The organism is Kribbella sp. NPDC059898 (genome assembly GCF_042730855.1).
In the GTDB taxonomy this organism is placed as follows: Bacteria; Actinomycetota; Actinomycetes; order Propionibacteriales; family Kribbellaceae; genus Kribbella.
Genome location: NZ_JBHWKR010000016.1, coordinates 1 through 22,238, shown reverse-complemented (window position 1 = coordinate 22,238; position 22,238 = coordinate 1). Strand labels below are relative to the sequence as shown.

Here is a 22,238-nt window from a genome sequence, read left to right as displayed (position 1 = left end):
AGTTATCTAGATGAATGAGGTAACCAGCATGATCGAGTTCCACCTGGACGGCCGGTCCGGGGTCTCGCCGTACCAGCAGATCGTCCAGCAGGTCCGGAACGCGCTGCGGCTCGGACTACTGCGCGAGGGTGACCAGCTGCCGACGGTGAAGGACGTCGTCGCGGCGCTTGCGATCAACCCGAACACCGTGCTCAAGGCGTACCGCGAACTGGAGCACGAAGGCCTGGTCCAGGCCCGCCCCGGCCGCGGCACCTTCGTCACCCGCACTCTCACCGACAACTCCCTCGCCGCCCACGGCCCGCTCCGCCAGGACCTGCGCCGCTGGCTCGCGAAGGCCCGCAAAGCAGGCCTCGACGACGAGAGCATCGAGGCGCTGTTCCTGACAACCTTTCGGTCCGCCGCTCAGGAGGACATAGCATGACCGTTCTGCAGGCTCACGGGTTGGGGAAGAAGTACGGCCGCCGCTGGGCGCTGGCCGATTGTGAGCTCGAGGTTCCGGCCGGGCACGTGGTCGGGCTGGTGGGGCCCAACGGGGCCGGCAAGAGCACGTTGCTGAACCTGTCGGTGGGGATGCTGACGCCGTCGGCGGGGTCCGTCGAGGTGCTTGGGGCACCGGCGGGGACGCAGCAGGCGAAGGTGGGGTACGTCGCGCAGGACACGCCCACGTACGGGCGGTTGAGTGTCGCGGATCATCTGAAGCTCGGGGCGCGGCTCAATCCGGCGTGGGACGAATCCCTTGCGCAGCAGCGGGTTCAGCGGCTGAAGTTCGACCTGAAGCAGCGGGCCGGGCGGTTGTCCGGTGGGCAGCGGGCGCAGCTCGCGCTCACGCTGGGGCTGGCGAAGCGGCCGGAGTTGCTGATCCTGGACGAGCCGGTGGCGGCGCTGGATCCGTTGGCGCGGCGCGAGTTCCTGCAGGACCTGATGGAGGCGGTCGCCGAGCAGGAGCTCAGCGTCGTACTGTCCTCGCATCTCGTCTCCGACGTGGAACGGGCCTGCGACTACCTGATCGTGCTGGTCGACTCGCGGGTGCAGGTCAGCGGCGAGATCGACACGTTGCTCGCGACGCACTTCCGGATCACCGGGCCGCGGCGCGACCAGAAGGATCTGCCGCGCGACCAGCACGTCGTCACGGCCAGCCACACCGATCGGCAGTCGACGTACCTGATCCGCACCGACCGGCCGATCCACGATCCCGCCTGGGCGATCTCCCAACTCACGCTCGAGGACCTCGTCCTGGCCTACATGGGCCGCGACGTCCAGCCCGAGCGCCCGGTCCTGGAGGTGCAGCGATGATCTGGCTGACCTGGCGGCAGTTCCGCGTCCAGTTCCTGGTCGTCGCGACGGTGATCGTCGCGGCCGCGATCTTCTTCGCAGCAACCGGTCCCGGTCTGCTCGACGACTACCACCGGTGGAGCACGGCTTTCATCCAGAACCTCGGCTACCAGCGGCTGAATCCCCTGCTGTACCAGGTCGGGATCGTGCTGCTGTACGCCGTACCGCCGGTGATCGGCGCCTTCTGGGGCGCGCCACTGATCGCCCGCGAACTGGAGACCGGCACGCATCGGCTGGTATGGAGCCAGAGCATCACGCGGTGGCGCTGGCTGGCCACCAAACTAGGCCTCACCGGCCTGGCCGCCATCGGTATCGCAGGTCTGCTCAGCTTCGCGGTCACCAAGTGGTCGGCGCCGATCGACGACGCCATGAATGCGGGGCAGGACTCCAACACCTACCTGCCACGGATGTTCCCGCTCCAGTTCGGCGCGCGCGGCCTGGTGCCGGTCGGGTACGTCGCGTTCGCGTTCGCCTTCGGTGTCGCGATGGGACTCGTCGTCCGCCGTACCGTGGTCGCCCTCGCCGTCACACTGACCGTGGTCATCCTCGTGGAGGTGCTGGCGCCGTCGTTGATCCGGCCGCACCTGCTCACGCCGACCGAGTCGTACCTCACCGTGACCCAGGACAACATCCGCGGCTTCGGGATGACCGGCCCGAACGGCAAGATCCTGCAGATAGAGGTGGCAGTCGGGGCGGTGGGCGCGTGGAAGTTCTATGACAGGACCGTCGACAAGGCCGGCAAGCCGGTGAGCTCACTGCCGAACTGGGTGATCGACTGCGCGCCGGGCGCGCCGCCTCCGGGGATCGGCAGTGTGTCCTTCCAGGGCAACGCGTCGCCCAAGGCTGCCGCCTGCTACCAGCGACTGGCCGACGAAGGTTACCGGCAGCACCTCAAGTACTACCCGGCGAACAGCTTCTGGGATCTGCAGTGGCGCGAGTTCGGGTTCTTCCTGGTGCTGGCGCTGGCGCTCGGCGGGTTCAGTTTCTGGCGGATCCGGCGCGACCTGTCGTGAACCGGCGTACCAGCAGGCCCGCTGCCAGGACGGCCGCGGCGACCACGGCTGAGGTCCAGGGCAGGGTCACGGCGAGTACTACGCAGCCGGTGAGGCCGAGGATGTTGACGGCGCGGGGCCAGCGGCGCTGGTCGGGCGGCTGGGTGAACGCGGAGGCGTTCGCGATCGCGTAGTACAGCAGGACCCCGAACGACGAGAAGCCGATCACGCCGCGGAGGTCCGTGCTGAGGACGAGGATCCCGACCACCACGGCGAGTGCGAGCTCGGCGTGGTGCGGGACCTGGTGGCGCGGATGGACGGCGGCCAGCCAACGCGGCAGGTCGCCGTTCCGGGCCATCGCGAGCGAGGTGCGGCCGATGCCGGCGATCAGGGCGAGCAGGGCGCCGAGACTGGCCAGCGCGGCGCCGATCCGGACGACCGGTGCCGCCCAGGCCGCACCGGCCCCGTCGACCGCGGCCGCGAGGGGCGCCGCGGTCGACGCGGGGTCGCTGGTCCGCAGCAGCGCGACGGCGACCGCGAGATAGATGCCGATGGCAATCACCAGCGCGATGCCGATCGCCCGCGGGATGGTACGGGTGGGATCACGGACCTCCTCGCCCATGGTGGCGATCCGCGCGTAGCCGGCGAACGCGAAGAACAACAGCCCGGCCGACTGGAGCACGCCGTACGGCGAGGTGCTTGTCGTGCTGTGGTGGGTCGGGTGGCTCGAGTACAACACCACCATCACCACCGCGAGCACTACCAACGTGCAGGCAACAAGCACTCTGGTCAGACGGGCTGTCCTGGTGACACCCCGGTAGTTGACTCCGGCCAGCACCACAACCGCGACCAACGCGGCCACCCGCTGAAGCCAGTGGTCAGGTACGACGTACGTCGCGAACGTCAACGCCATCGCCGCACACGAGGCGGTCTTCCCGATGACGAAACACCAGCCGGCCGCGAAGCCCCACCACTCGCCCAGGCGCTCGCGTCCGTACACATACGTCCCACCCGACACCGGGTAGACAGCAGCCAGTTGCGCCGACGACACGGCGTTGCAGTAGGCAACAACCGCAGCAATCACCAGCCCAGCCAGAAGCCCGGACCCAGCAGCCCGAGCCGCAGGCGCCCAGACAGCAAACACCCCAGCCCCAACCATCGAGCCGAGCCCGATCAGGACCGCATCCCCCACACCCAACCGCCGCGCCAAGGAGGCGGTGGGCGGGGTGGAACCGGTCGGCTGAGGTGTCATGTCAGGCTGTTTCCGCCATCGCGGCCGCGATCTTGGCCTCGGCATCTGCGACTGCCTCCTGGGGTGCTTCGGGCATGAGTTCTGCCCACAGCGGGAGCATTTCACGGCGCGCTTCCAGCATCCCCAGTGGGCGCGGGTAGAACCACACGTGGAAATGGGCCGAGCCGTCGCCCCAGCGGTAGACGTGGACCCGGGCGATGTCGCCGAGGGCGAGGATGGCACGTTCGACGCGGGCGACGACCGGGCCGTAGCTCTGGGCCAACTCGTCGGGGAGGTCGGCGAACGAGTCGTGGTGGGTGCGGCTGGTCAGCCAGACCAGCCCGGGGATGGTCACGCCGGTGGCGCGGCACAGCGCCCAGTTGTCGTCGTACCAGAGCGGCGGCCGGTGCTCGGAGTGCTCGAAGTCGGCGAGCCAGTCGCACAGCCCGCAGTGCGGGCCGCCGGGTTCACCGACGCGGGGCGGTTCGGGGATCACCCGCGGCTGCGGCTCGCGGCGGACCAGCGGTTCGGCGTACGGAAGAGTCATGGCGATCTCCTGCGCAAGACGGTGATGATGCCGTCAGTGAAACATGACTGTTGCAGAAAATGCAACAGGCATGTTTCATGCGTCGAGGACGCCGCGGAGCACCAGGTCGAGGGTCAGCTGACGGGAGCGGGACCGCGACCAGTGGTGCCGGCCGCGCATGTGCACGTAGGTGAGCGCGGCGGAGACCATGAAGACCTCGGCCACGTCGCTGATCCGCCCGTGCGGGTGCAGCGTGCCGTCCGCCTCACCCTCCCGCAGGAAGCGTTCGAAGGGGTCGAGGAACGACACCGTCCCGTTCCGTGCCGTCTCCTGGTGGAACACGAGGTCCGAGGACAGCATCAGCGGGAGATGCCGGTCGATCACGTCGAACAGCCCCTCGACCGTGCGGATCAGGCCCTCCCGCCCGGTGCCCGACCCGGCCAGCACCGGCCACATCGTGTCGCGGTAGTCGTCGGCCAGCGCGTCCAGCAGCGAGCTCAGCAGCGCCTCGACGGTCAGGCCCTGCCGCCAGAGCGTCACCCGCGACCGGCCGACCTTCTCGGCCACCCGCTCCAGCGTCACGCCGCCCCAGCCGTGCTCGGACAGTACGGCGATGGTCGCCGTACGCAGCGTCTCGTCCACCGGCGGCCCCTTTGCCCTTGTGCAACAAGGTCGTTGCACTGCACGATGACTGTACCAACCGCCGAGGAGGTACGTGTGGACACCAGGACCGAACTCCGGGTGCGGTTCACCGACCAGGAGCGGGCCGGCCTGAGCGCGCTCGCCGCGGGCCTGCGCGGGGTGGCCGAGGCCGACCTGTCCGAGGAGGACGCGCTGGTCGCGGCGCTCGAGTTCGCGCTGACCCGGCTGATCGACGACTTCGAGGTGCCGAACCCGACCGCCCGCGAGGAGGTTCAGCGGGCGCGCGACGATCTCCGCGCGCACTGGATCCGCGGCGCCGCGACTCTCTAGACGGCCTTCAGTACGCCGAGCAGCCGCGCCACCTCGGCAGCTACCGCGTCACGCGCGGGGCCCAGGTATTTGCGGGTGTCGACCAGCTTCGGGTTGTCCGCGAGTACGTCGCGCACGACGCCGGTGAAGACGTTGTTGAGGTGCGTCGCGATGTTCACCTTGGCCATGCCGGCTTCGACCGCCCTCGTCAGATCGGCATCGGCCACACCGGACGAACCATGCAGCACCAGCGGGACCGGGACGATTTCCTTCAACTGTGTGATGAGGTCGAAGTCGAGGGTCGCAGTACGTTCGGTCATGGCGTGGGACGAGCCCACCGCAACGGCCAGTGCGTCGACGCCGGTTGCTTCGGCGAAGGCCAGCGCCTCGTCCGGGCGGGTGCGGGCACCGGGCGCGTGGACGCCGTCCTTGCCGCCGACCTCGCCGATCTCGGCCTCGACGAAGACGCCGTGCTCGTGACAGAACGCGGTCACCTCGGTCGTCGCCGCCACGTTGTCGGCGTACTCCAGCTTCGACGCGTCGTACATCACCGAGGTGAATCCGAGCGTCACCGCCTCGGTCACCAGGTCCCGGTCCATCGCGTGGTCCAGGTGTACGACGACCGGCACCGAAGCGGCCGCCGCCGCGGCCAGCGTCGCGACACCGATCGGCTTCAGCGCGCCGTGGTACTTCACGGCGTTCTCACTGATCTGCAGGATCACCGGCGCACCGGCCTGCTCGGCGCCCGCGATCAGCGCGGTCGCGTGCTCCAACTGGATCACGTTGAACGCACCGACCCCGCGACCCGCCTTGGCCGCGCTCAGCACTACCTCGGCACCGGAAACCAACGGCATGAGAACTCCTTAATTTACGATGACCTGAGGCTGCCAACGCCGGTAGGCCGCCAGATCGATGTCTCCGGCAACAGGCGTCAGCACCGCCGCGGCGGACGCGGCAACAGCAGACTTCAGTACGACGGACCAGTCGGGCTCCGGCGCTTCCGCGACAGCGGCCGCGACCACCGCCGTACCCGCGTCCCCCGCACCTGTGGGGTTCCCGCGCACGGTCTCGACCGGCAGCGCCCGCCACACGCCTTTCTTGCTGGCGGCAACCATTCCGCGGGGCCCGTCGGTGATCACCGCGGCCGAGGCACCCAGCGCGACCAGCTCGGACGCGCCTTCCTCGACCTCGACATCCCCAACAGCAGCGCGCAGTTCAGCGGCATTCGCGCGCACCACCGCGCCGGCACCAGCCGCCGCCTTGAGCGCGTCTCCTCCGGCATCGATCACGGACAGTACGTCGTGATGCCGCGCCCGGACGGCGAGCTCCGCATAGGCGTCGGCCGGAATCCCCGGCGGCAGACTCCCCGAACAGGCAAGCACCCCGAGCCGCCCCCACGGCATCCGGTCCCCGAACGCCCGCCACTCGTCCGCACTGACGACAGGCCCGGCCTCGTTGAAGATCGTCGCGTCCCCGTCGACATCGTTGACGATGGCAACGGTACGACGGGTCTCGCCGGCGATCGGGGTGAGCAACGCGGTCAGCCCCGCGTCGAACAGCTCCTCCGCAACCAGCTCGCCCGTCACGCCACCGACGAAGCCCAGCACCAGCGCCTGATGCCCGAGCGTCGCGGCGACCCGGGCGACGTTCACGCCCTTGCCACCCGCACGCCGCCGGATCCGGTCCACCCGGTGACTGCCGCCGACGCGCAGTTCGTCGACCTCGTACGTCACGTCCAGCGCGAGGTTGAGCGTGACGGTCCCGATCAGTCCAGCCACGACCCCGCCCGCATCACCTTCTGGACGGCGTACTCGGAGTCGAGGAGCACCAGGTCCGCCCGCTTCCCGGTCTCGATCGAGCCGACGTCGTACCAGCCGAAGGTCTGCGCCGGGGTGGTCGACGCCATCCGCGACGCGTCCACCAGCGAGACGCCGGACTGCACCGCGTTCCGGAACGCGACGTCCATGGTCAGCGTCGAGCCCGCGATCGAGTGGCTGCCGTGTGCGAGGGTCGCGAGACCGTCCTGGACGTCGACCTCGAGGCTGCCGATGTGGTACCGCCCGTTCGGCATGCCGGTCGCCATCATCGCGTCGGTGATCAGCGCGATCCGGTTCACCCCGGCCGCGGCGAGCGCGACCCGGACGACCTGCGGGTCCAGGTGCATGCCGTCGTTGATCACCTCGAGCAGCAGCCGCTCGTCGTTCAGCGCCGCGCCGACCGGCCCCGGGTCGCGGTGGTGGAACGGCCGCATCCCGTTGAACAGGTGCGTCGCGACGGTCGCCCCGGCGTCGGCACCGGCGACCATCTGCTCGTACGTCGCGTCGGTGTGCCCGAGCGCCGCGACCGCGCCCGCGTCGACGACCTGGCGGATCGCGTCCAGCCCGTTCTCCAGCTCCGGCGCGATCGTCACCATCTTGACCGCGTCGCTCAGCACCTGCGCGACGTCGTCCTTCAGCGGCGGCCGCAGCAGCGACGGCTCGTGCGCACCGCAGCGCGCGGTGGACAGGAACGGTCCCTCGAGGTGGACGCCCGCCACGACGCCGTCTTCCATCAGCTCCGCGAGGCACGCCGTCTGCGCGACCAGGTCGTCGAGCGACGCGGTCACCAGGCTCGCCATCGTGGTCGTCGTACCGTGCCCGGCGTGGAAGGCCGCGACCTTGCGCGCTTCCTCCGGGTCGGTCGTCGAGTACGACGATCCGCCGCCGCCGTGCGTGTGGATGTCCACGAACCCCGGGACGACCGTCACGTCGCCGAGGTCCTCGGGCCGTTTGCCGTCGGCCGGCATCCCCTCGGACCGCCGGCCGAACGACCGGATGTCCTCGCCGTCCACCTGGATCCAGGCGTTCTCCAGCACGTCGTCCGGCGTCACCACCCGGCCCACCCGGTACGTCGTCATGCCGTCTCCTCCTCGTGCGCGCGGTCCCAGGCCATCTGCGCGGCGCCGAGCATGCCGGCCTCCTCGCCGAGCACCGCCGCCACGATCTCCGGCTCGCGCTGGAACGTCAGCCGCGCGTGCACACCTTCGCGCAACGGCTGCAGCAGCGTTTCACCGGCACCGATCAGACCGCCGCCGATCGCGATCCGGGTCGGTGCGACCAGTGTCGTGTAGAGCACCAAAGCATCGATCAGCGCGGTCAGCGCGTCCTGCCAGACCTGGGCCGCGTCGGGGTCGCCGGCGGCCAGCAGCTCCATCACTTCGCGCGCGCCGTCGACAGTCCGTCCCGTGCGGGCGGCGTACCGCCGGGCCAGGGCGGCCGCGGACGCGACCGTCTCCAGGCAGCCGTACTGGCCGCAGGCGCACAGCTCGGCGGCGTCGCCGTAGATGAACTTCGAGTGGCCGAGCTCACCGGCGTACCCGTCGCCACTGACCAGCCGTCCGTCGACGATCATCGCGGCCGCGATCCCGGTGCCGAGCGGGAGGAACATCGAGTTCGTGGTGCCCGCCAGGGCGCCCTGGCGGAACTCGGCGTATCCGCCGGCCCGGACGTCGTGGGCCAGCACGATCGGCACGTCCTCGGCCACGGCCGCCTGCAGTTCGGCGAGCACCGGCGTACCGACCCATTCGAGGTTCTCGGCGCCGACGGTGCCGTGCTCGGCGTCGATCACGCCCGGTACGACGACGCCGATCGCGCGCACCCGGTGCCCCTCGGCGGTGGCCTTCTGGCCGAGCTCGACGACAGTCTCCAGCAGCGCGTCGAGCACGGCGCGGCCGCCGTCGCGGGCATCGGCCCGGGGCGTCGGCCTGGTCTCGCGGTGCAGCACCGCACCGTCGGCGGCGACCAGGCCGCACTTCATCCGGGTTCCACCGAGGTCGACGGCAACCACGACTTCACAGGGGTCCACAGAGCGCCATTATGCAGCGTTCTTCCCTGATTCGAACATCCATGAGCAAATCATGGACAAAGTGCCCCGGACCACTCGCTACGAGCCGAGGCCGTGGTGAAAGGCAGCCACCAGGAACGTCACCAGCCTCTCGGCCAGGTTGCCCGGGGCCTCCGCGCCGGGCGCCGGGGCCAGTGCCTGGGACTGGTGCAGAGCGAGTAGGCCTTGCATGTTCAGGTACCCGAAGGCGACCGCGTCCGGCGCCGCCCCCGGCAGCGCCCGTTGCAGGGCGCCCAGGTATCTGCTCTCGACCGGGTCCGACTCGGCCGCGTACAGCTCCCGGATCCGCCGGCTCGGGTCGAACGCGATCCGCCCGATGAACCGCGCCACCACCGCGCCGCGCTCGCCGCGCCGCAGCACCAGCTCCAGCCCCGGTTCGACGAAGGCCCGGACGAGTTGCTCGGGATCCGGCGCACCGGCCGTCTCCAACTGGTCCAGCCGGCGCCGCCGTTCGGCGTTCACCGGCGCCATCGCCCGGGCCACCGCCGCACGCAGCAGCGCTTCCTTGGAACCGAAGTGATAGTTCACCGCCGCGATGTTGGCGGCCGCCGCGACCGTGATGGCGCGCAGCGACGTCCCCTCGTAGCCCCCTTCGCCGAACCGTTGCTCGGCGACGTTGAGCAACCTCTCCCTGGTCGTTTCGACCGGTGTTTCCACAGAGTTCTCCTTCCCCCCGGCCACCGCCCGCGCAGGCACCCCACCTGCTCACGCGCAGTAGCCTGCAGTCAGCATAGTTCAAACGGTCGTTTGAACTGGAGGGCTCAGCTCAGTTGTCTCCGAGAAATCCTCAGATTTCCCGGAACCCCTTTCCTTCCCATCGCCCACTCCCTTCACACCTCCACCACACCCCGTGCCCGGACGGGTGGAATCCGTGAGTGGGTTAGGCTCGCGAGCCATGACTTTGGTGCGGGTCGAGCGACGTTTCCAGGGGCCGGAGCGATCGGGAAACGGCGGGTACGTCGCCGGTCTGGTCGGGACCGCGGCGCAGCTCGACGGGTCACGGGTGCCGAAGGTCACGCTGCGGATGCCGCCGCCGCTGGACACCGATCTCGACCTCTCGGACGGGCGGCTGACCGACGGCGAGGCGCTGGTCGCGGAGGCGGTTCCGGTCGGCAGCGAGTTCCTCGCCGACGCGACGATCGACCCGGTGGCGCCGGAGGAGGCCCGCGCGGCCGAGGCGTCGTACCGCGGGCTACACGACCACCCGTTCCCGACCTGCTTCGTCTGCGGACCCGCGAACCAGCATGGCCTGCAGCTCAAACCCGGCCCGATCGGCAACGGCCGTACGGCGTGCACGTGGCAGCCGGCGGCGGACCTCGGGACCGACGGACTCGTCGACGAGGTCTTCCTGTGGGCGGTCCTGGACTGCCCAGGCGGCTGGACGATCGACCTCGAAGGACGCCCGTCCGTACTCGGCCAGCTGACCGCGTCCGTCGACGCCCGCCCGCAGGTCGGCGAGGAATGCGTCGCGCTCGGTCGCTACCTCGGCGAGGACGGCCGCAAGACGTTCACCGCCAGCACCCTGTACGACGCCGACGGCCGGGTGCTGGCCCGCGCCAAGCACACCTGGATCACGGTCGACCCGGCCACGTTCATCCGAGGGCGAAATCCGGTTGAAGGGCGAACGTCTCGGCAGTAAGTTCTGAGTACACGCGAAGGGAGGTGGTCCAACGCATGAATTGCTATCGGACTCGTGAGGTGGCGGCGGGCTAACCGCCAACCACAAGTTAGTGGGCAAGTGGTCGGCCAATACAACGCCAGCCACCGGGCCCGCGGGCAGTCAGGACAGTCCGCCTGACCCTGAGCGTCGACCACCCGGTCGCGTCTTTGGAAGCGCCCGCGGGCTTCTTCTTTGAATGGGCGCAGCTATTCTGGTTCCGGGCAGTCCAACCCGAGTGCCTGGCCGATCTCGTAGAGCTGCGCCTCGAAGTACGCCGCGGCGTCCGGCAGCACCCAGTGCAGCTGGCCGAAGACCTCCATGCAGATCAGGCCGTAGAGCCTGGTCCAGTAGTTCAGCGACAGGTAGATCGCGCCGGCCGGCATCCCGTGGAAGTGCTCGGACTCGGCCGTCAGCTGCTCGACCAGCACGGTCCCGAGCTCCGCGTCGGCCGGATGCGGGAACGGCTTCTGGTGCCAGATCTGCGCGACCAGTTCCTTGAACAACCCCCCGAACCGCATCGCCGCCTGATGCCCGGGCGTCACCTCGTGCTCGTCGTCCTCCGGATTCGGTACGGCGGTGCCGAACACCAGCCCGAACTCCGCCGGATGCGCGAGCGCCCAGTCCCGGAGCCCGTTCGCGAGCAGGTACAGCCGGTTGCTCAGGTCGATGTCGCCGGCCTGCAGGCTCATCAGCGCGGTCGTGAGCTCGTCGTACAGATCCGCGATCAGGGCGCTGATCAGCGCCTCGTGGCTCGGGAAGTACCGGTACAGGGCGGGCGGGGTGAGGCCGAGTTCGCGGGCGACCGCGCGCAGGCCGACCGCCGACGTACCGCCGGAGACGAGCAGCCGGCGGGCGGCCGCCTTGATCTCCGCGAGCGTCGCCGCCCGTCGCCGGTCCCGGCTCTCCACTGTCAGATCTCTCCTTGACATCACGGCAGGGCACGACCGTAGAGTGAACACTGTTAACTGTTAACACCGTTCACTCGACGTCTTTCGCTCAATCTACGCCCTTCGGGAGAGTTTCGTGTTCGAGACGCTCGGCCACTTCACGTACCGGCGGCGCCGTCTGGTGCTCGCCCTGACCGGGGTTTTCGTCGTGCTCGGGCTCGCCTGGGGCACCGGCGTGTTCGGATCGCTGGCCAACGGCGGCTTCGACGCGCCGAACACCGAGGCCGCGAACGCGGTCAAGACCATCGAGCAGAACGTCGGCCGCACCGGCACCGACGTGATCGTGCTCTACCGCGACCCGTCCGCGACGGTCGCCGATCCGGCGTTCCGGCAGTCGGTCGAGCAGCACCTGTCCGCGCTGCCGTCCGCCGACGTGACCGGCGTCGCGACGTACTGGAGCACCAAGTCGCCGGCCTTCGTGTCGAAGGACCAGCACAGCACGTACGCCGTACTCACGCTGGCCGGAGCTACGCAGGAGGACCGGCTGACGACGTTCCACAAGGTGGCCGATCAGCTGCGGTCACAGGCGAAAGGCCTCGACACGAAGGTCGGCGGCGAGGTCGCGGTGTTCGACGAGGTGAACACGCAGACCGAGCACGACATCGTGAAGGCCGAGTCGATCTCGACGCCGATCGTGCTGGTGCTGCTCGTGCTGGTCTTCGGTGGTCTGGTCGCCGCGTCCCTGCCGCTGTTCGTCGGCGCGCTCGCGATCCTCGGAGCGTTCGTGCTGCTCCGCGGGCTGTCCGCGGTCACCGACGTGTCGATCTTCTCGATCAACATCGTCACGATGATCGGGCTCGGACTGGCGATCGACTACGCCTTGTTCATCGTCACCCGGTTCCGCGAAGAGCTTGCGCACGGCAACGACGTCGAGACCGCGCTGACCGCGACGATGGCGACCGCCGGCCGGACCGTGGCGTTCTCCGGGATCACCGTCGGCGTCGCGATCAGCAGTCTGGTGCTGTTCCCGGTGATGTTCCTGAAGTCGATGGCGTACGGCGGTGCGGCCGCCGTCGCGATCGCGATGATCGCGGCGCTGACCGCGCTCCCGGCGCTGCTCGCGGTGCTCGGGCACCGGGTGAACAACCTGCGGATCTTCAAGCCCCGCAAGGCTTCCGCCGAACACGGCGCCTGGTACCGGCTCGCGCACAGCGTGATGCGGCGGCCGGTGCGGTACGTCGTGGTCCTCGTCCCGGTGCTGCTCGTGCTGGGCATCCCGTTCCTGAGCGCGCAACTCGGCGGCGTCGACCACCGGTCGTTGCCGGCGGGTGCGACCTCGCGGACCGTGACCGAGACGCTGCAGCGGGACTTCCCGGGCGCGGGCGGGTCGGACATCTACGCGGCCGTGCGGTTCTCGTCTCCTCCTGGCGATCCCGGCGCGGCGTTGGCGCCGTACGTCGCTCGGTTGAAGCAGCTCCCGGCCGTCGAGCGCGTTCGCGTCGGCGGGTACGCGCACGGCGTCGCGTCGGTCGTCGTACACACGCACTACACCGGGCAGGAGTTGCCGGCCCGGGACGTGGTCCGCGGCGTCCGCGCGGTGCCGGCGCCGAGTGGGACCTCCGTACAGGTGGGTGGCGAGACGGCGGCGGTGATCGACCTGCTGCAGGTGCTTCGCGAACGGGCGCCGTACATGGCCGGGTTCATCGTGGTCGTCACGTTCATCCTGCTGTTCGTTGCCTTCGGCTCCTTCGTGCTGCCGGCGAAGGCGCTGGTGATGAACGTGTTGTCGCTGTCCGCGGCGTTCGGGGCGATGGTGTGGATCTTCCAGGAGGGGCACCTGTCCGGGTTCCTGCAGTTCACGCCGGCCGGGTTCCTCGACGCGACCAACCCGGTGCTGCTGTTCGCCGTACTGTTCGGGCTGTCGATGGACTACGAGGTGTTCCTGCTCAGCCGGATCCGCGAGGAGTACGACCGTACCGGCGACAACACCCAGGCCGTCGCGCTCGGGCTGCAGCGGACCGGCGGGATCATCACGAGCGCGGCACTACTGCTGATCATCGTGGTGGCGGCGTTCTCCACGTCGGGCATCGTGTTCGTGAAGATGATCGGCGTCGGGCTGGTGATCGCGATCGCGCTGGACGCGACCATCGTGCGGGCGTTGCTGGTCCCCGCGACGATGCGGCTGCTCGGCCGCGCGAACTGGTGGGCGCCGGCACCGTTGGCACGCTGGTGGTCGCGGCACGGATTCCGCGAAGAGCCTCAGGGCTGGAGTCTCGACAGCACCCAGGAGGAGTTGGTACGCCGGTAGGCGAGCCGATCGTGCAGCCGGCCTGTGCGGCCCTGCCAGAACTCGAACGACTCCGGGGCGACCAGGTAGCCGCCCCAGAAGTACGGCGTCGAGATCTCGGTGCCCTCCGGCCACTGCCGTTCGTACGACGCGTACTGCAGGTCCAGCTCCTCGCGTGAGTCCACCGGCTGGCTCTGCTGGGACGCCCACGCACCGAGCTGCGACCCGCGCGGGCGGCTGGCGAAGTACTCGTCGACCTCGTCAGTGGGCAGCTTGGTCACGGTGCCTTCGACACGTACCTGACGCTCCATGGCGTGCCACGGGAACACCAGAGCGCAGTGCGGGTTCGCGGCCAGGTCCTCGGCCTTGCGGGACTGCTGGTTGGTGTAGAACACGAAGCCACGCTCGTCCAGGCGCTTCAGCAGCACCGTACGGGCAGAAGGGCGTCCGTTGGCGTCTGCTGTTGCCAGCACCATCGCGTTGGGCTCTGCCAGACCTGCTTGACGCGCCTGCTCCAACCAGGTCTGGAACTGCACGACAGGGTCAGCATCAACCTGACTCTCGAGCAGCTCACCCAGCCCGTACGTCTCCCGCATCTCCGCAAGGTCCACGCATCGAGGTTACTGACGCGGTTGCTGGCCCGGGTACTGCGGTGGGTATTGCTGCTGCGGGTACTGCGGTTGTGGCGGCAACGGCTGCTGCCCCGGGTAGCCACCCCACTGCTGCGGCGGCTGTTGCGGCCCTTGCAACGCCTTGAACAGCTTGGCCTCCTGCGCCCACCGCCGGATCCCCACCAGCAGCAACGGTATGCCCAGCAGCAGAGTCGACCCGTCGAACAAGATGTAGCCGCCGCCGTACCTGGTCCCGGGCCACTGGAAGAGCTTGACCAGGTGGAACAACAGATCGAGTGGGACAAGCACGACCGCCAGGCCGACCACGGTCAGCAGCAGCCCGGCGCCTGTCGTCACGCCCGCACCGATCGCCGGCGCCATCATCAGCAGACCGAACACGACTGCGATCGCGAGCAGCAGGGCGAGCCAAGGCAACGACGCGCCGAAGTCGTTGCGGTACATCTGGATGCGCATCGTCAGCCTGGGCGAGGCGTACGCCGAGCCGCTCAGCGCGACGTAGGCCGCAATCAGGCCGATCACGAGCCCGAGGCCGGGGAGGGGCTTTGCCATGCACCGAGGTTAGACCGGTGAACGGTCCACCGCGGCCGGCCGAACGGGTCACAAAGGTGTCCGGCTGTCGGCGCGGAGAACTATGCTGCCTGAGCGCCCAGGTGCGCAGGCTCTCCTGGTGAGCCGGCGCCCTGACCACGAGGACGAGGGAGTCGTATGTCTGATCCGAGGACCGAGGTGCAGCACGGGCTCGAGGGCGTGATCGCGTTCGACACGCAGATCGCCGAGCCGGACAAGGAAGGTTCGGCCCTCCGCTACCGCGGCGTGGACATCGAGGACCTGGTCGGCCGGGTGCCGTTCGAGAACGTCTGGGGCCTGCTGGTCGACGGCGCGTTCACGCCCGGCCTGCCGCCGGCCGAGCCGTTCCCGCTCCCGGTGCACACCGGCGACATCCGGGTCGACGTACAGTCCGCGCTGGCGATGCTCGCACCCGCCTGGGGTCTGCGGCCGCTGTACGACATCGACGACGTCCAGGCCCGCGAGGACCTGTCCCGCGCGGCGGTGATGGCGTTGTCGTACGTCGCGCAGGCGGCCCGCGGGATCGGTCATCCGATGGTCCCGCAGCGCGAGGTGGACAAGGCGACCACGATCACCGAGCGGTTCATGATCCGCTGGCGCGGCGAGCCGGACCCCAAGCACGTGCAGGCGGTCGACGCGTACTGGACGTCCGCGGCCGAGCACGGCATGAACGCGTCGACGTTCACCGCGCGGGTGATCGCGTCCACGGGCGCGGACGTCGCCGCGGCGCTGTCGGGTGCGGTCGGCGCGATGTCGGGCCCGCTGCACGGCGGCGCGCCGGCGCGGGTCCTGACGATGATCGAGGGCGTCGAGCGTTCCGGCGACGCCCGCGCGTACGTGAAGGGCCTGCTGGACGCGGGCGAGCGGCTGATGGGCTTCGGGCACCGCGTGTACCGGGCCGAGGACCCGCGCGCCCGGGTGCTCCGGCGTACCGCCCGGGAGCTGGCCGCGCCGCGGTACGAGGTGGCCGAGGCGCTCGAGCAGGCCGCCCTGGCGGAGCTGCGCGAGCGGCGGCCGGACCGGGTGCTGGAGACCAACGTCGAGTTCTGGGCGGCGATCGTGCTGGACTTCGCGGAGGTGCCGCCGCCGATGTTCACGTCGATGTTCACCTGCGCCCGGACCGCGGGCTGGAGCGCCCACGTCCTGGAGCAGAAGCGCACCGGCCGGCTGATCCGCCCGTCCGCGATCTACTCCGGCCCGTCGTCCCGCCCGGCCGACTCGATCGAGGGCTGGAACCCTTCCTGGGCCTAGTGCTCGTGGCTCGGGCTGCGCCCCGTGCGTTGTTTGTACTGGCGGCTGAAGTACGGGACGTCGGTGTAGCCGAGGGCGGCGGCCGTCGCGGTGACGGTCATGCCGCTCTCGGTGAGCAACTGGTGCGCGCGGTCGATCCGCGCCTGGATCAGGTACTGCGCCGGTGACATCCCCAGCTGTTTGACGAACCTGCGCGTGAACTGCGCCCTGCTGAGCGTGGCCCGGCCGGCCATCTCGCTGACGGTCCAGTCGCGGCCCGGATCCTGCCGGAGCTGCCTGGCGATCTCATCGACTGCGGCGTCCGTCGCCGTCCGGCCCGGGCGATGGACGGCGTCCCAGATCAGCGCGACCAGCTGTTCGAGACACAGCTCGGCCTGGTGCCGGCCGAGCGGATCTCCCCGGCGGTACGACGCGTCGCTGGTCCGGGCCAGTACGCCGAGGAACTCGCGGTCCGGCACCTCGCCCCAGCGCGGATCCGGTGCGGCGGTGTCGTGCGTCTCGAAGTGCATGCCGAAGACCAGCAGCCGCCGGTGCGGGTCGTGGGTCGCGCGCGGCTCGTCGCCCGGGCGGAAGACGGCGCAGACGCCCGGGTGCAGTTCCTGTTGCCGGCCGTCGAGCTCCAGTTCGCCGCGGCCGTCGAGCACGCACCACAACAGGTGGTCGCCGAGCGGCCGCGACGTCCAGGACCAGCTCGGCTCACACCGCCAGAAGGTCGGTGCGGACATCTTCTCGAGGCGAATGCGCTGCACCAAAAGTTCAACTCCTCGCGTGAATCCTCCGTGGTCTTCGGTCATACCCAGGCCGGAAAATAGAACCCGTCCGAAGCCTAGAGGAGCTATGCATGAGCGTTTCATACAACACCTCCACCCTCCGCGAAGAGTTCGAGCAGACCGGGTACACGCTGCTCCGCGGACTGTTCTCCACGGCGGAGGCCGAGTTGCTCCGAGACCACTACATGCAGGTCCGTACGCGCGGCCCGCGCGACCACGACTTCGCCGGCCATACCTCGACCGACCGGGACCCGTTGAAGCGGTACCCGCGGATGGCGCAGATGCACCGCTGGGACGACGCGTCGCGGCAGTGGATGATCGACCCGCGGATCGACGCGGTGCTGACCGAGCTGCTCGGCAGGTCGCCGTACGCGGTCCAGACAATGGTCTACTTCAAACCCGCCGGCTCGCGCGGGCAGGCTCTGCACCAGGACAACTTCTACCTGAAGGCTGACCCGGGGACCTGCGTCGCGGCCTGGATGGCGCTCGACACCGTCGACGTCGCGAACGGGTGCCTCGAAGTCGTCCCGGGTTCGCACCGTTGGCCGATCCTCTGTACCGAGAAGGCGGACACCACGGTCAGCTTCACCGACGTGACGGTCCCGCTGCCGACGGCCGAGGCCGCCGTACCGGTCGAGATGGAGCCGGGCGACGTGCTGTTCTTCCACGGGGCGCTGGTGCACGGGAGCAACCCGAACGTCACCACCGACCGGTTCCGGCGGGCGCTGATCGGGCACTACATCCAGGGCGAGGCGGAGCGGGTCGCGCAGTACTACCACCCGGCGCTGCGGATGGACGGGACCGAGCTCGTGCTGGAGATCGCCGAGGGCGGCGGCGCGTGCGGCGAGTGGACGGACACCCCGGACGGGCCGGTCGCCGTACTGACCGGGACCGAGACGGTGAGCCGCAAGCACGAATGAGACACCCCGGCGTGTCGGTTCGGCGGGGTGTGCGAGGATAGGGCGCGCTGACAGCGTCGTCGGCTTTCTGAATGCAGACGACGAAGGGGAACGCTGGTGACCAGCGAAATTCTTATTCCTGCAGAGCTCAAGCCCAACGACGGCCGCTTCGGTGCGGGTCCGTCGAAGGTCCGTCCGGAAGCCGTCGCCGCGCTGGCGACCGAGGGCGCGAAGCTGCTCGGCACCTCCCACCGGCAGGCGCCGGTGAAGAACCTGGTGAAGCGGGTCCAGGAGGGCGTCGCGGAGCTGTTCCAGCTGCCCGACGGGTACCAGGTCGTGCTCGGCAACGGCGGCTCGACCGCGTTCTGGGACGTCGCGACGTTCGGGCTGATCCGGGAGAAGAGCCAGCACCTGAGCTTCGGCGAGTTCTCCTCGAAGTTCGCGAAGGCCGCCCAGCAGGCGCCGCACCTCGGTGAGCCGACGATCGTGAAGGCCGACCCAGGCACCCGCCCGGTCGCGGTCGCGGAGGCCGGCGTCGACCTGTACGCGTGGCCGCACAACGAGACCTCCACCGGCGTGATGGCGCCGGTGCAGCGGGTCGAGGGCGCCGACGAGGGCGCGCTGGTCGCGATCGACGCCACCTCCGGCGCCGGCGGCCTGCCGGTCGACATCAACGAGGTCGACGCGTACTACTTCGCCCCGCAGAAGTGCTTCGCCTCGGACGGCGGCCTGTGGATCGCGGTGCTGAGCCCGGCCGCGCTCGCCCGGGTCGAGGAGATCACCGCGTCCGGCCGCTGGACCCCGGCGTTCCTGGACCTGGCGACCGCGATCGACAACTCGAGCAAGAACCAGACCTACAACACGCCATCACTGGCCACGCTGTTCCTGATGGCCGAGCAGACCGACTGGATCAACAGCCAGGGCGGCCTGAAGTGGAGCGTCGGCCGTACGACGGACTCCAGCACCCGGCTGTACACGTGGGCCGAGAAGTCGGAGTACGCGACGCCGTACGTCACCGACCCCGACGCCCGCTCGCTGGTGATCGGCACCATCGACCTGGACGACTCGATCGACGCCGCCGCGGTCGCGAAGACGCTGCGCGCCAACGGCATCGTCGACACCGAGCCGTACCGCAAGCTGGGCCGCAACCAGCTCCGGGTCGCGATGTTCCCGGCGGTCGACCCCGACGACGTCGAGAAGCTCACCCAGGCCATCGACTACGTGGTCGAGAACCTCAAGTAGTCGCCTGATCCTGGCTTCGGCCGCCGGTCCCCGTGGTGGGGCCGGCGGCTCTTTGTTTCAGTGCGTCTGGCGGCGGTGCGCGGTGGGCGGGCCCTGGCCGGTGAGGCGGTCGTTCTCGGCCTGGCGGTCGCGGCGTTCGCGGCGGCCGGGCGGGAACGTGAAGACCGTGATGATCAGCGCGAACACGGCCGCGCCGATGATGATCCACATCAGGTTGTGGCTCTTTCCGGAGCTGTCCGAGCTGTTGCTGTCGGTCGACGTCGCGGGCTTCGGCGTCGCGCTCGCCCCGGGTGTCTTCGTACCGCTGGTCGTCGCCTTCGCGGGCACCGCCAGCTCGTAGATCCCAGGGCTGGCGCCGTCGGCCGCGAACACCACGGTGCCGCCGGTGGCGCCGAGCGCGATGCTGCCGCCCTCGCCGGGCAGTGCGGCGGTGCGGGCGATGGCGTTCGGGTTGTCGCCCCAGGCCACGGTCGCGAGGTCGGTCGAGGTCCGCAGTACGACCCGCTGGCCGTCCGGCAGGAACGTACCGTCCGTGATCACGCCGGTCGGCGCCGCGGCGAGCTTGGTGAGGTCGTTGGTGCCCTGGCGCGTCGGCGAGGCGGGCGCGGAGTAGATCGTGCCGGCGCCCTTCGACGACTTCGTCACGACGTACAGCTGGCTGGTCTCCGGATCGATCAGCAGGGTCTGGGCGTCGTGGGGGCCGTCGGGGTACTTGAAGTCGTACTGGTGGTACTTGACGTTGGCGTCCTGCATGCTGTCCGGCTCCGGGATCGTGTAGATCTCGATCTGGTCCCGGCTCAGTTTGCTGTCGCCGATGTCGGCAATGTAGAGCGTGCCGTTCCGGTCCATACCGAGCGCCTCGACGTCGGCGACGTTCGCGCCGAACCGGAACACCGCCTGCACCTTGCCGGTCGTGTCGAGCGCGAACACCCGCCCGGTGGCGCCGGAGCTGCTCACCGCCCAGTACGTGCCCTGGTGCTTGGTACTCCGGACCAGACCGGTCGGATGCTTGATCCGGTCGTCGTTGATCGAGAACAGCTTCTTCGCCGCCGGATCCGCGGCGGTCCCGGTCCCGGTCGCCGAGGCGGTCGGCAGCGCAACACCCGCGAGGGCGCAGAGCGTCGCGCCCAGCAGCGCGAGGGCGATCCGGAACTGTCTCACGAGACCACCTCAGCACCAGCGGGGAGCAACAGCTGCGCCAGGCGCGGCGTCACCTGCCATTCGGTGACCATTGCCTGGTACTCGGCCCGCAGGTCCGCGGCCGGTTCGGCCCCGGTCCGCGCGGCGCGGAGCAGCAGATTGCGCGGCGTGTGCTGACTGTCCACGAACTGCACGACCTCCACCCGGTAGCCGACCTGTCGGAGCACCGCCGCCCGCAGGGTATCCGTGAGGACGTCGGCGAACCGCTCACGAACGATGCCATATCTCGTCATCAGCGCATAAGGCGCCGGTGGTGTGACGCTCTTCAGCTGCTTTTGGATGTCGTGATGGCAACATGGGGCCGCAAGTACCAGCGCGGCCTCCCAGCGGACCGCCCGCGCCAGCGCGTCGTCGGTGGCCGTGTCGCACGCGTGCAACGCCAGTACGACGTCCGGCCGCACGTCCAGCTCCGCGCCCTCGATGGTCGCGTCCAGGAACCGCAGCTGCTGCTCCCACCCGAGCGCCTCGACGACCCGCGTGTTCCGCTTCCGCGCCGCCGGATTGTGGTCGATACCGGTCATCCGTACGTCGCGCCCTGTGGACGTCAGCAGGTGGTACGCCGCCAGCGTGAGGTATGCGTTCCCGCAGCCGAGGTCCACGACCTGCAGCGGCCGATCGTTCTCGATCCGCCCGGCCGCGACCGCCTCGTCGAGCGCCGGCTGCAGCAGCTTGCAGAACTCCTCGATCTGCTTGTACTTCGCCTGCCGCGACGGCTTCACCCGCCCCTGGTGGTCACTGATCCCGAGCTCGACCAGGAACGGCGCCGCCGGATCCAGCACCCGCCGCTTCACCCGGTCATGACTCGTCTGCTGCTCCCGGCTGTCCTCCTGCCGGTGCAGCAGCTCCTTGCCCTTCTTGGTGTACCGCAGCCGCAACGTCTCGGTCGTCATCTCGACATGCCACGACCCGTAGTTGGCGCTCAGCAGTTCGTCGACCACCTGCTCGAGCTCGCCCGCCGGCACGTTCCGCGTATGCGCCTGCCGCTCGTCGAACTCGGTGACCTGCAGGTACCGCTCCCCCTTCAGGTCGACGTACCGCACCTCGACCCGCACGAACCCCGGCGCCTCAGCCCCCCGGCGCCGCCCCGACCCCACCCCCCGAACCAGCCCGTCCCGCTCCAGCAGCGCAGCCCGCACCACCCCCAACGCCCCGGCCCCCACCGGTACCTCACCCGACCACACCTCTGGCTGCACCGCGCCATTGTCCCCGACCCCCACCCGCGATCACAAAATGATCTCGCCCACCCACCGTCATCACCCGCTCACCGGGCCCGCTCCCCGCCCGCCGCACACCGCCCGCCAGACCCCGCCCCACGGCAGCCCGAAGGCGTCCGGAATCCGGCCGATTTCGCAATGCCACCTCACCCGCGCCCCGCATCCGTCCCACGGCGACAGGAACGCATCCTCGATCTCGCCATGCACCCGCCCGTTCATCGTCAACGCACTGCCCGCTACCCCTCACGGCCTGACACTCCGCCACTGGCCCCGCGCACACCGAACGCCTCCATCAGAGCCACCGCCAGCCAGTGGCCGCCCATCCAAGCCAGGTGGAACGCCGACCCAGCCCCACCCAACGGCGACGCCAGTGGATCGGCACCCCGAGCAAGCAGGTACACCGTGACGTCGACGTGCAGCGGCTCACCCGTCTGAGCGTGTGCATCGAGCTCGACCTCGATCGCATGCTGAAGCAAGGTCCAACCTCCGGCGACCTCCTCGACGTCACCTCCACTCCTTCCTCGCCGAGCTGAATTATCCTTGCAAGCAAGGGATTCCTGCCTGTCCTCGACTTGCCCGTGACCATTCCGTGACCTACAATAGAACACATGTTCGACACTGATCTGGACGGCCTCTCCACCGCGGACCTCCTCACCGCGGCCGCCGAGTACGCCCACGATCAAGAACACGCCGCCGTCGGCATCCTGCGCACCAC

Annotated in this window: 24 protein-coding genes; 9 read left to right on the top strand and 15 right to left on the bottom strand. The window is 69.6% G+C overall.

The genetic code is table 11. The features are described from left to right. Window positions 1-10: 10 nt before the first annotated feature. From ACFV9C_RS36295 to ACFV9C_RS36285, 3 genes are read left to right on the top strand one after another with little or no spacing between them, the layout of a single operon-like run. The gene (locus ACFV9C_RS36295) at window positions 11-421 is read left to right on the top strand and encodes a GntR family transcriptional regulator (RefSeq protein WP_380200929.1); all 411 of its coding nucleotides are present in this window, start codon (window positions 11-13) and stop codon (window positions 419-421) included. Then, window positions 418-1,293, top strand: coding sequence for an ABC transporter ATP-binding protein (locus tag ACFV9C_RS36290; RefSeq protein ID WP_380200927.1), 876 nt, complete (start codon window positions 418-420; stop codon window positions 1,291-1,293). The genes ACFV9C_RS36295 and ACFV9C_RS36290 overlap by 4 nt, the downstream gene beginning before the upstream one ends. Beyond that, window positions 1,290-2,345, top strand: coding sequence for an ABC transporter permease (locus tag ACFV9C_RS36285; protein ID WP_380200925.1), 1,056 nt, complete (start codon window positions 1,290-1,292; stop codon window positions 2,343-2,345). The genes ACFV9C_RS36290 and ACFV9C_RS36285 overlap by 4 nt, the downstream gene beginning before the upstream one ends. On the opposite strand, the gene ACFV9C_RS36280 is transcribed toward ACFV9C_RS36285, so the two are convergent. The 3 genes from ACFV9C_RS36280 to ACFV9C_RS36270 form a co-directional block, all read right to left on the bottom strand. Continuing rightward, on the bottom strand, window positions 2,311-3,576 hold the full coding sequence (locus ACFV9C_RS36280) for an APC family permease (RefSeq protein ID WP_380200923.1): 1,266 nt from the start codon (window positions 3,574-3,576) through the stop codon (window positions 2,311-2,313). The genes ACFV9C_RS36285 and ACFV9C_RS36280 overlap by 35 nt on opposite strands. A 1-nt stretch (window position 3,577) precedes the next feature. Beyond that, entirely contained in the window at window positions 3,578-4,102 is a 525-nt protein-coding gene (locus tag ACFV9C_RS36275) for a hypothetical protein (RefSeq protein ID WP_380200920.1), read from the bottom strand. Window positions 4,103-4,177: 75 nt separating this feature from the next. Further along, entirely contained in the window at window positions 4,178-4,723 is a 546-nt protein-coding gene (locus ACFV9C_RS36270) for a hypothetical protein (RefSeq protein WP_380200918.1), read from the bottom strand. A 75-nt stretch (window positions 4,724-4,798) separates the two neighbouring features. On the opposite strand from ACFV9C_RS36270, the gene ACFV9C_RS36265 reads away from it, so the two are divergent. Then, window positions 4,799-5,053: a hypothetical protein gene (locus tag ACFV9C_RS36265; RefSeq protein ID WP_380200916.1), complete on the top strand. Its 255-nt coding sequence runs from the start codon at window positions 4,799-4,801 to the stop codon at window positions 5,051-5,053. Here the strand turns inward: ACFV9C_RS36265 and ACFV9C_RS36260 are convergent. The 5 genes from ACFV9C_RS36260 to ACFV9C_RS36240 form a co-directional block, all read right to left on the bottom strand. Continuing rightward, window positions 5,050-5,886, bottom strand: coding sequence for a ketose-bisphosphate aldolase (locus tag ACFV9C_RS36260; RefSeq protein ID WP_380200914.1), 837 nt, complete (start codon window positions 5,884-5,886; stop codon window positions 5,050-5,052). The two genes, ACFV9C_RS36265 and ACFV9C_RS36260, sit on opposite strands and share 4 nt — an antisense overlap. A gap of 9 nt (window positions 5,887-5,895) precedes the next feature. Continuing rightward, a complete protein-coding gene (locus ACFV9C_RS36255; protein WP_380200912.1) occupies window positions 5,896-6,810 on the bottom strand; it encodes a 1-phosphofructokinase family hexose kinase in 915 nt (304 codons plus the stop codon). Next, complete coding sequence (gene nagA, locus ACFV9C_RS36250) at window positions 6,798-7,928, bottom strand: N-acetylglucosamine-6-phosphate deacetylase (RefSeq protein ID WP_380200910.1); 1,131 nt, start codon at window positions 7,926-7,928, stop codon at window positions 6,798-6,800. The genes ACFV9C_RS36255 and nagA overlap by 13 nt, the downstream gene beginning before the upstream one ends. Beyond that, on the bottom strand, window positions 7,925-8,875 hold the full coding sequence (locus tag ACFV9C_RS36245) for an ROK family protein (RefSeq protein WP_380200908.1): 951 nt from the start codon (window positions 8,873-8,875) through the stop codon (window positions 7,925-7,927). Before ACFV9C_RS36245 ends, nagA begins: the two co-directional genes overlap by 4 nt. A gap of 78 nt (window positions 8,876-8,953) precedes the next feature. Further along, complete coding sequence (locus ACFV9C_RS36240; RefSeq protein WP_380200906.1) at window positions 8,954-9,571, bottom strand: TetR/AcrR family transcriptional regulator; 618 nt, start codon at window positions 9,569-9,571, stop codon at window positions 8,954-8,956. A 238-nt stretch (window positions 9,572-9,809) separates the two neighbouring features. Between ACFV9C_RS36240 and ACFV9C_RS36235 the strand changes: the two genes are divergently transcribed. Next, window positions 9,810-10,553, top strand: coding sequence for a hypothetical protein (locus ACFV9C_RS36235; protein WP_380200903.1), 744 nt, complete (start codon window positions 9,810-9,812; stop codon window positions 10,551-10,553). A 227-nt stretch (window positions 10,554-10,780) separates the two neighbouring features. Here the strand turns inward: ACFV9C_RS36235 and ACFV9C_RS36230 are convergent, their stop codons facing one another. Further along, window positions 10,781-11,482: a TetR/AcrR family transcriptional regulator gene (locus ACFV9C_RS36230; RefSeq protein ID WP_380200901.1), complete on the bottom strand. Its 702-nt coding sequence runs from the start codon at window positions 11,480-11,482 to the stop codon at window positions 10,781-10,783. A gap of 115 nt (window positions 11,483-11,597) precedes the next feature. Between ACFV9C_RS36230 and ACFV9C_RS36225 the strand changes: the two genes are divergently transcribed. After that, the gene (locus ACFV9C_RS36225) at window positions 11,598-13,769 is read left to right on the top strand and encodes an MMPL family transporter (RefSeq protein ID WP_380200899.1); all 2,172 of its coding nucleotides are present in this window, start codon (window positions 11,598-11,600) and stop codon (window positions 13,767-13,769) included. Here the strand turns inward: ACFV9C_RS36225 and pdxH are convergent. After that, window positions 13,721-14,359 (bottom strand): pyridoxamine 5'-phosphate oxidase, encoded by a 639-nt coding sequence (gene pdxH, locus ACFV9C_RS36220; protein ID WP_380200897.1) that lies wholly within the window; start codon window positions 14,357-14,359, stop codon window positions 13,721-13,723. The genes ACFV9C_RS36225 and pdxH overlap by 49 nt on opposite strands. 9 nt (window positions 14,360-14,368) lie before the next feature. Further along, window positions 14,369-14,929 carry a hypothetical protein gene (locus ACFV9C_RS36215; RefSeq protein ID WP_380200895.1) on the bottom strand — a complete coding sequence of 187 codons (561 nt, stop codon included), beginning with the start codon at window positions 14,927-14,929 and terminating at the stop codon, window positions 14,369-14,371. Between the two features lie 156 nt (window positions 14,930-15,085). Between ACFV9C_RS36215 and ACFV9C_RS36210 the strand changes: the two genes are divergently transcribed. Continuing rightward, window positions 15,086-16,198: a citrate synthase 2 gene (locus tag ACFV9C_RS36210; RefSeq protein ID WP_380200892.1), complete on the top strand. Its 1,113-nt coding sequence runs from the start codon at window positions 15,086-15,088 to the stop codon at window positions 16,196-16,198. On the opposite strand, the gene ACFV9C_RS36205 is transcribed toward ACFV9C_RS36210, so the two are convergent. Beyond that, on the bottom strand, window positions 16,195-16,947 hold the full coding sequence (locus ACFV9C_RS36205) for a helix-turn-helix domain-containing protein (RefSeq protein ID WP_380200890.1): 753 nt from the start codon (window positions 16,945-16,947) through the stop codon (window positions 16,195-16,197). The genes ACFV9C_RS36210 and ACFV9C_RS36205 overlap by 4 nt on opposite strands. 92 nt (window positions 16,948-17,039) lie before the next feature. On the opposite strand from ACFV9C_RS36205, the gene ACFV9C_RS36200 reads away from it, so the two are divergent. Continuing rightward, entirely contained in the window at window positions 17,040-17,888 is an 849-nt protein-coding gene (locus ACFV9C_RS36200; protein WP_380200888.1) for a phytanoyl-CoA dioxygenase family protein, read from the top strand. Between the two features lie 93 nt (window positions 17,889-17,981). Then, window positions 17,982-19,109 carry a phosphoserine transaminase gene (serC, locus tag ACFV9C_RS36195; RefSeq protein ID WP_380201274.1) on the top strand — a complete coding sequence of 376 codons (1,128 nt, stop codon included), beginning with the start codon at window positions 17,982-17,984 and terminating at the stop codon, window positions 19,107-19,109. Between the two features lie 57 nt (window positions 19,110-19,166). Here the strand turns inward: serC and ACFV9C_RS36190 are convergent, their stop codons facing one another. The 3 genes from ACFV9C_RS36190 to ACFV9C_RS36180 all read right to left on the bottom strand — a co-directional run bounded on the left by ACFV9C_RS36190 (window position 19,167) and on the right by ACFV9C_RS36180 (window position 21,999). Beyond that, window positions 19,167-20,270, bottom strand: a complete 1,104-nt coding sequence (locus tag ACFV9C_RS36190) for a hypothetical protein (protein WP_380200886.1) — start codon at window positions 20,268-20,270, stop codon at window positions 19,167-19,169. Next, a complete protein-coding gene (locus ACFV9C_RS36185; RefSeq protein WP_380200884.1) occupies window positions 20,267-21,502 on the bottom strand; it encodes a class I SAM-dependent methyltransferase in 1,236 nt (411 codons plus the stop codon). The genes ACFV9C_RS36190 and ACFV9C_RS36185 overlap by 4 nt, the downstream gene beginning before the upstream one ends. A gap of 257 nt (window positions 21,503-21,759) precedes the next feature. Continuing rightward, a complete protein-coding gene (locus ACFV9C_RS36180) occupies window positions 21,760-21,999 on the bottom strand; it encodes a hypothetical protein (RefSeq protein ID WP_380200882.1) in 240 nt (79 codons plus the stop codon). Between the last annotated feature and the right edge of the window lie 239 nt (window positions 22,000-22,238).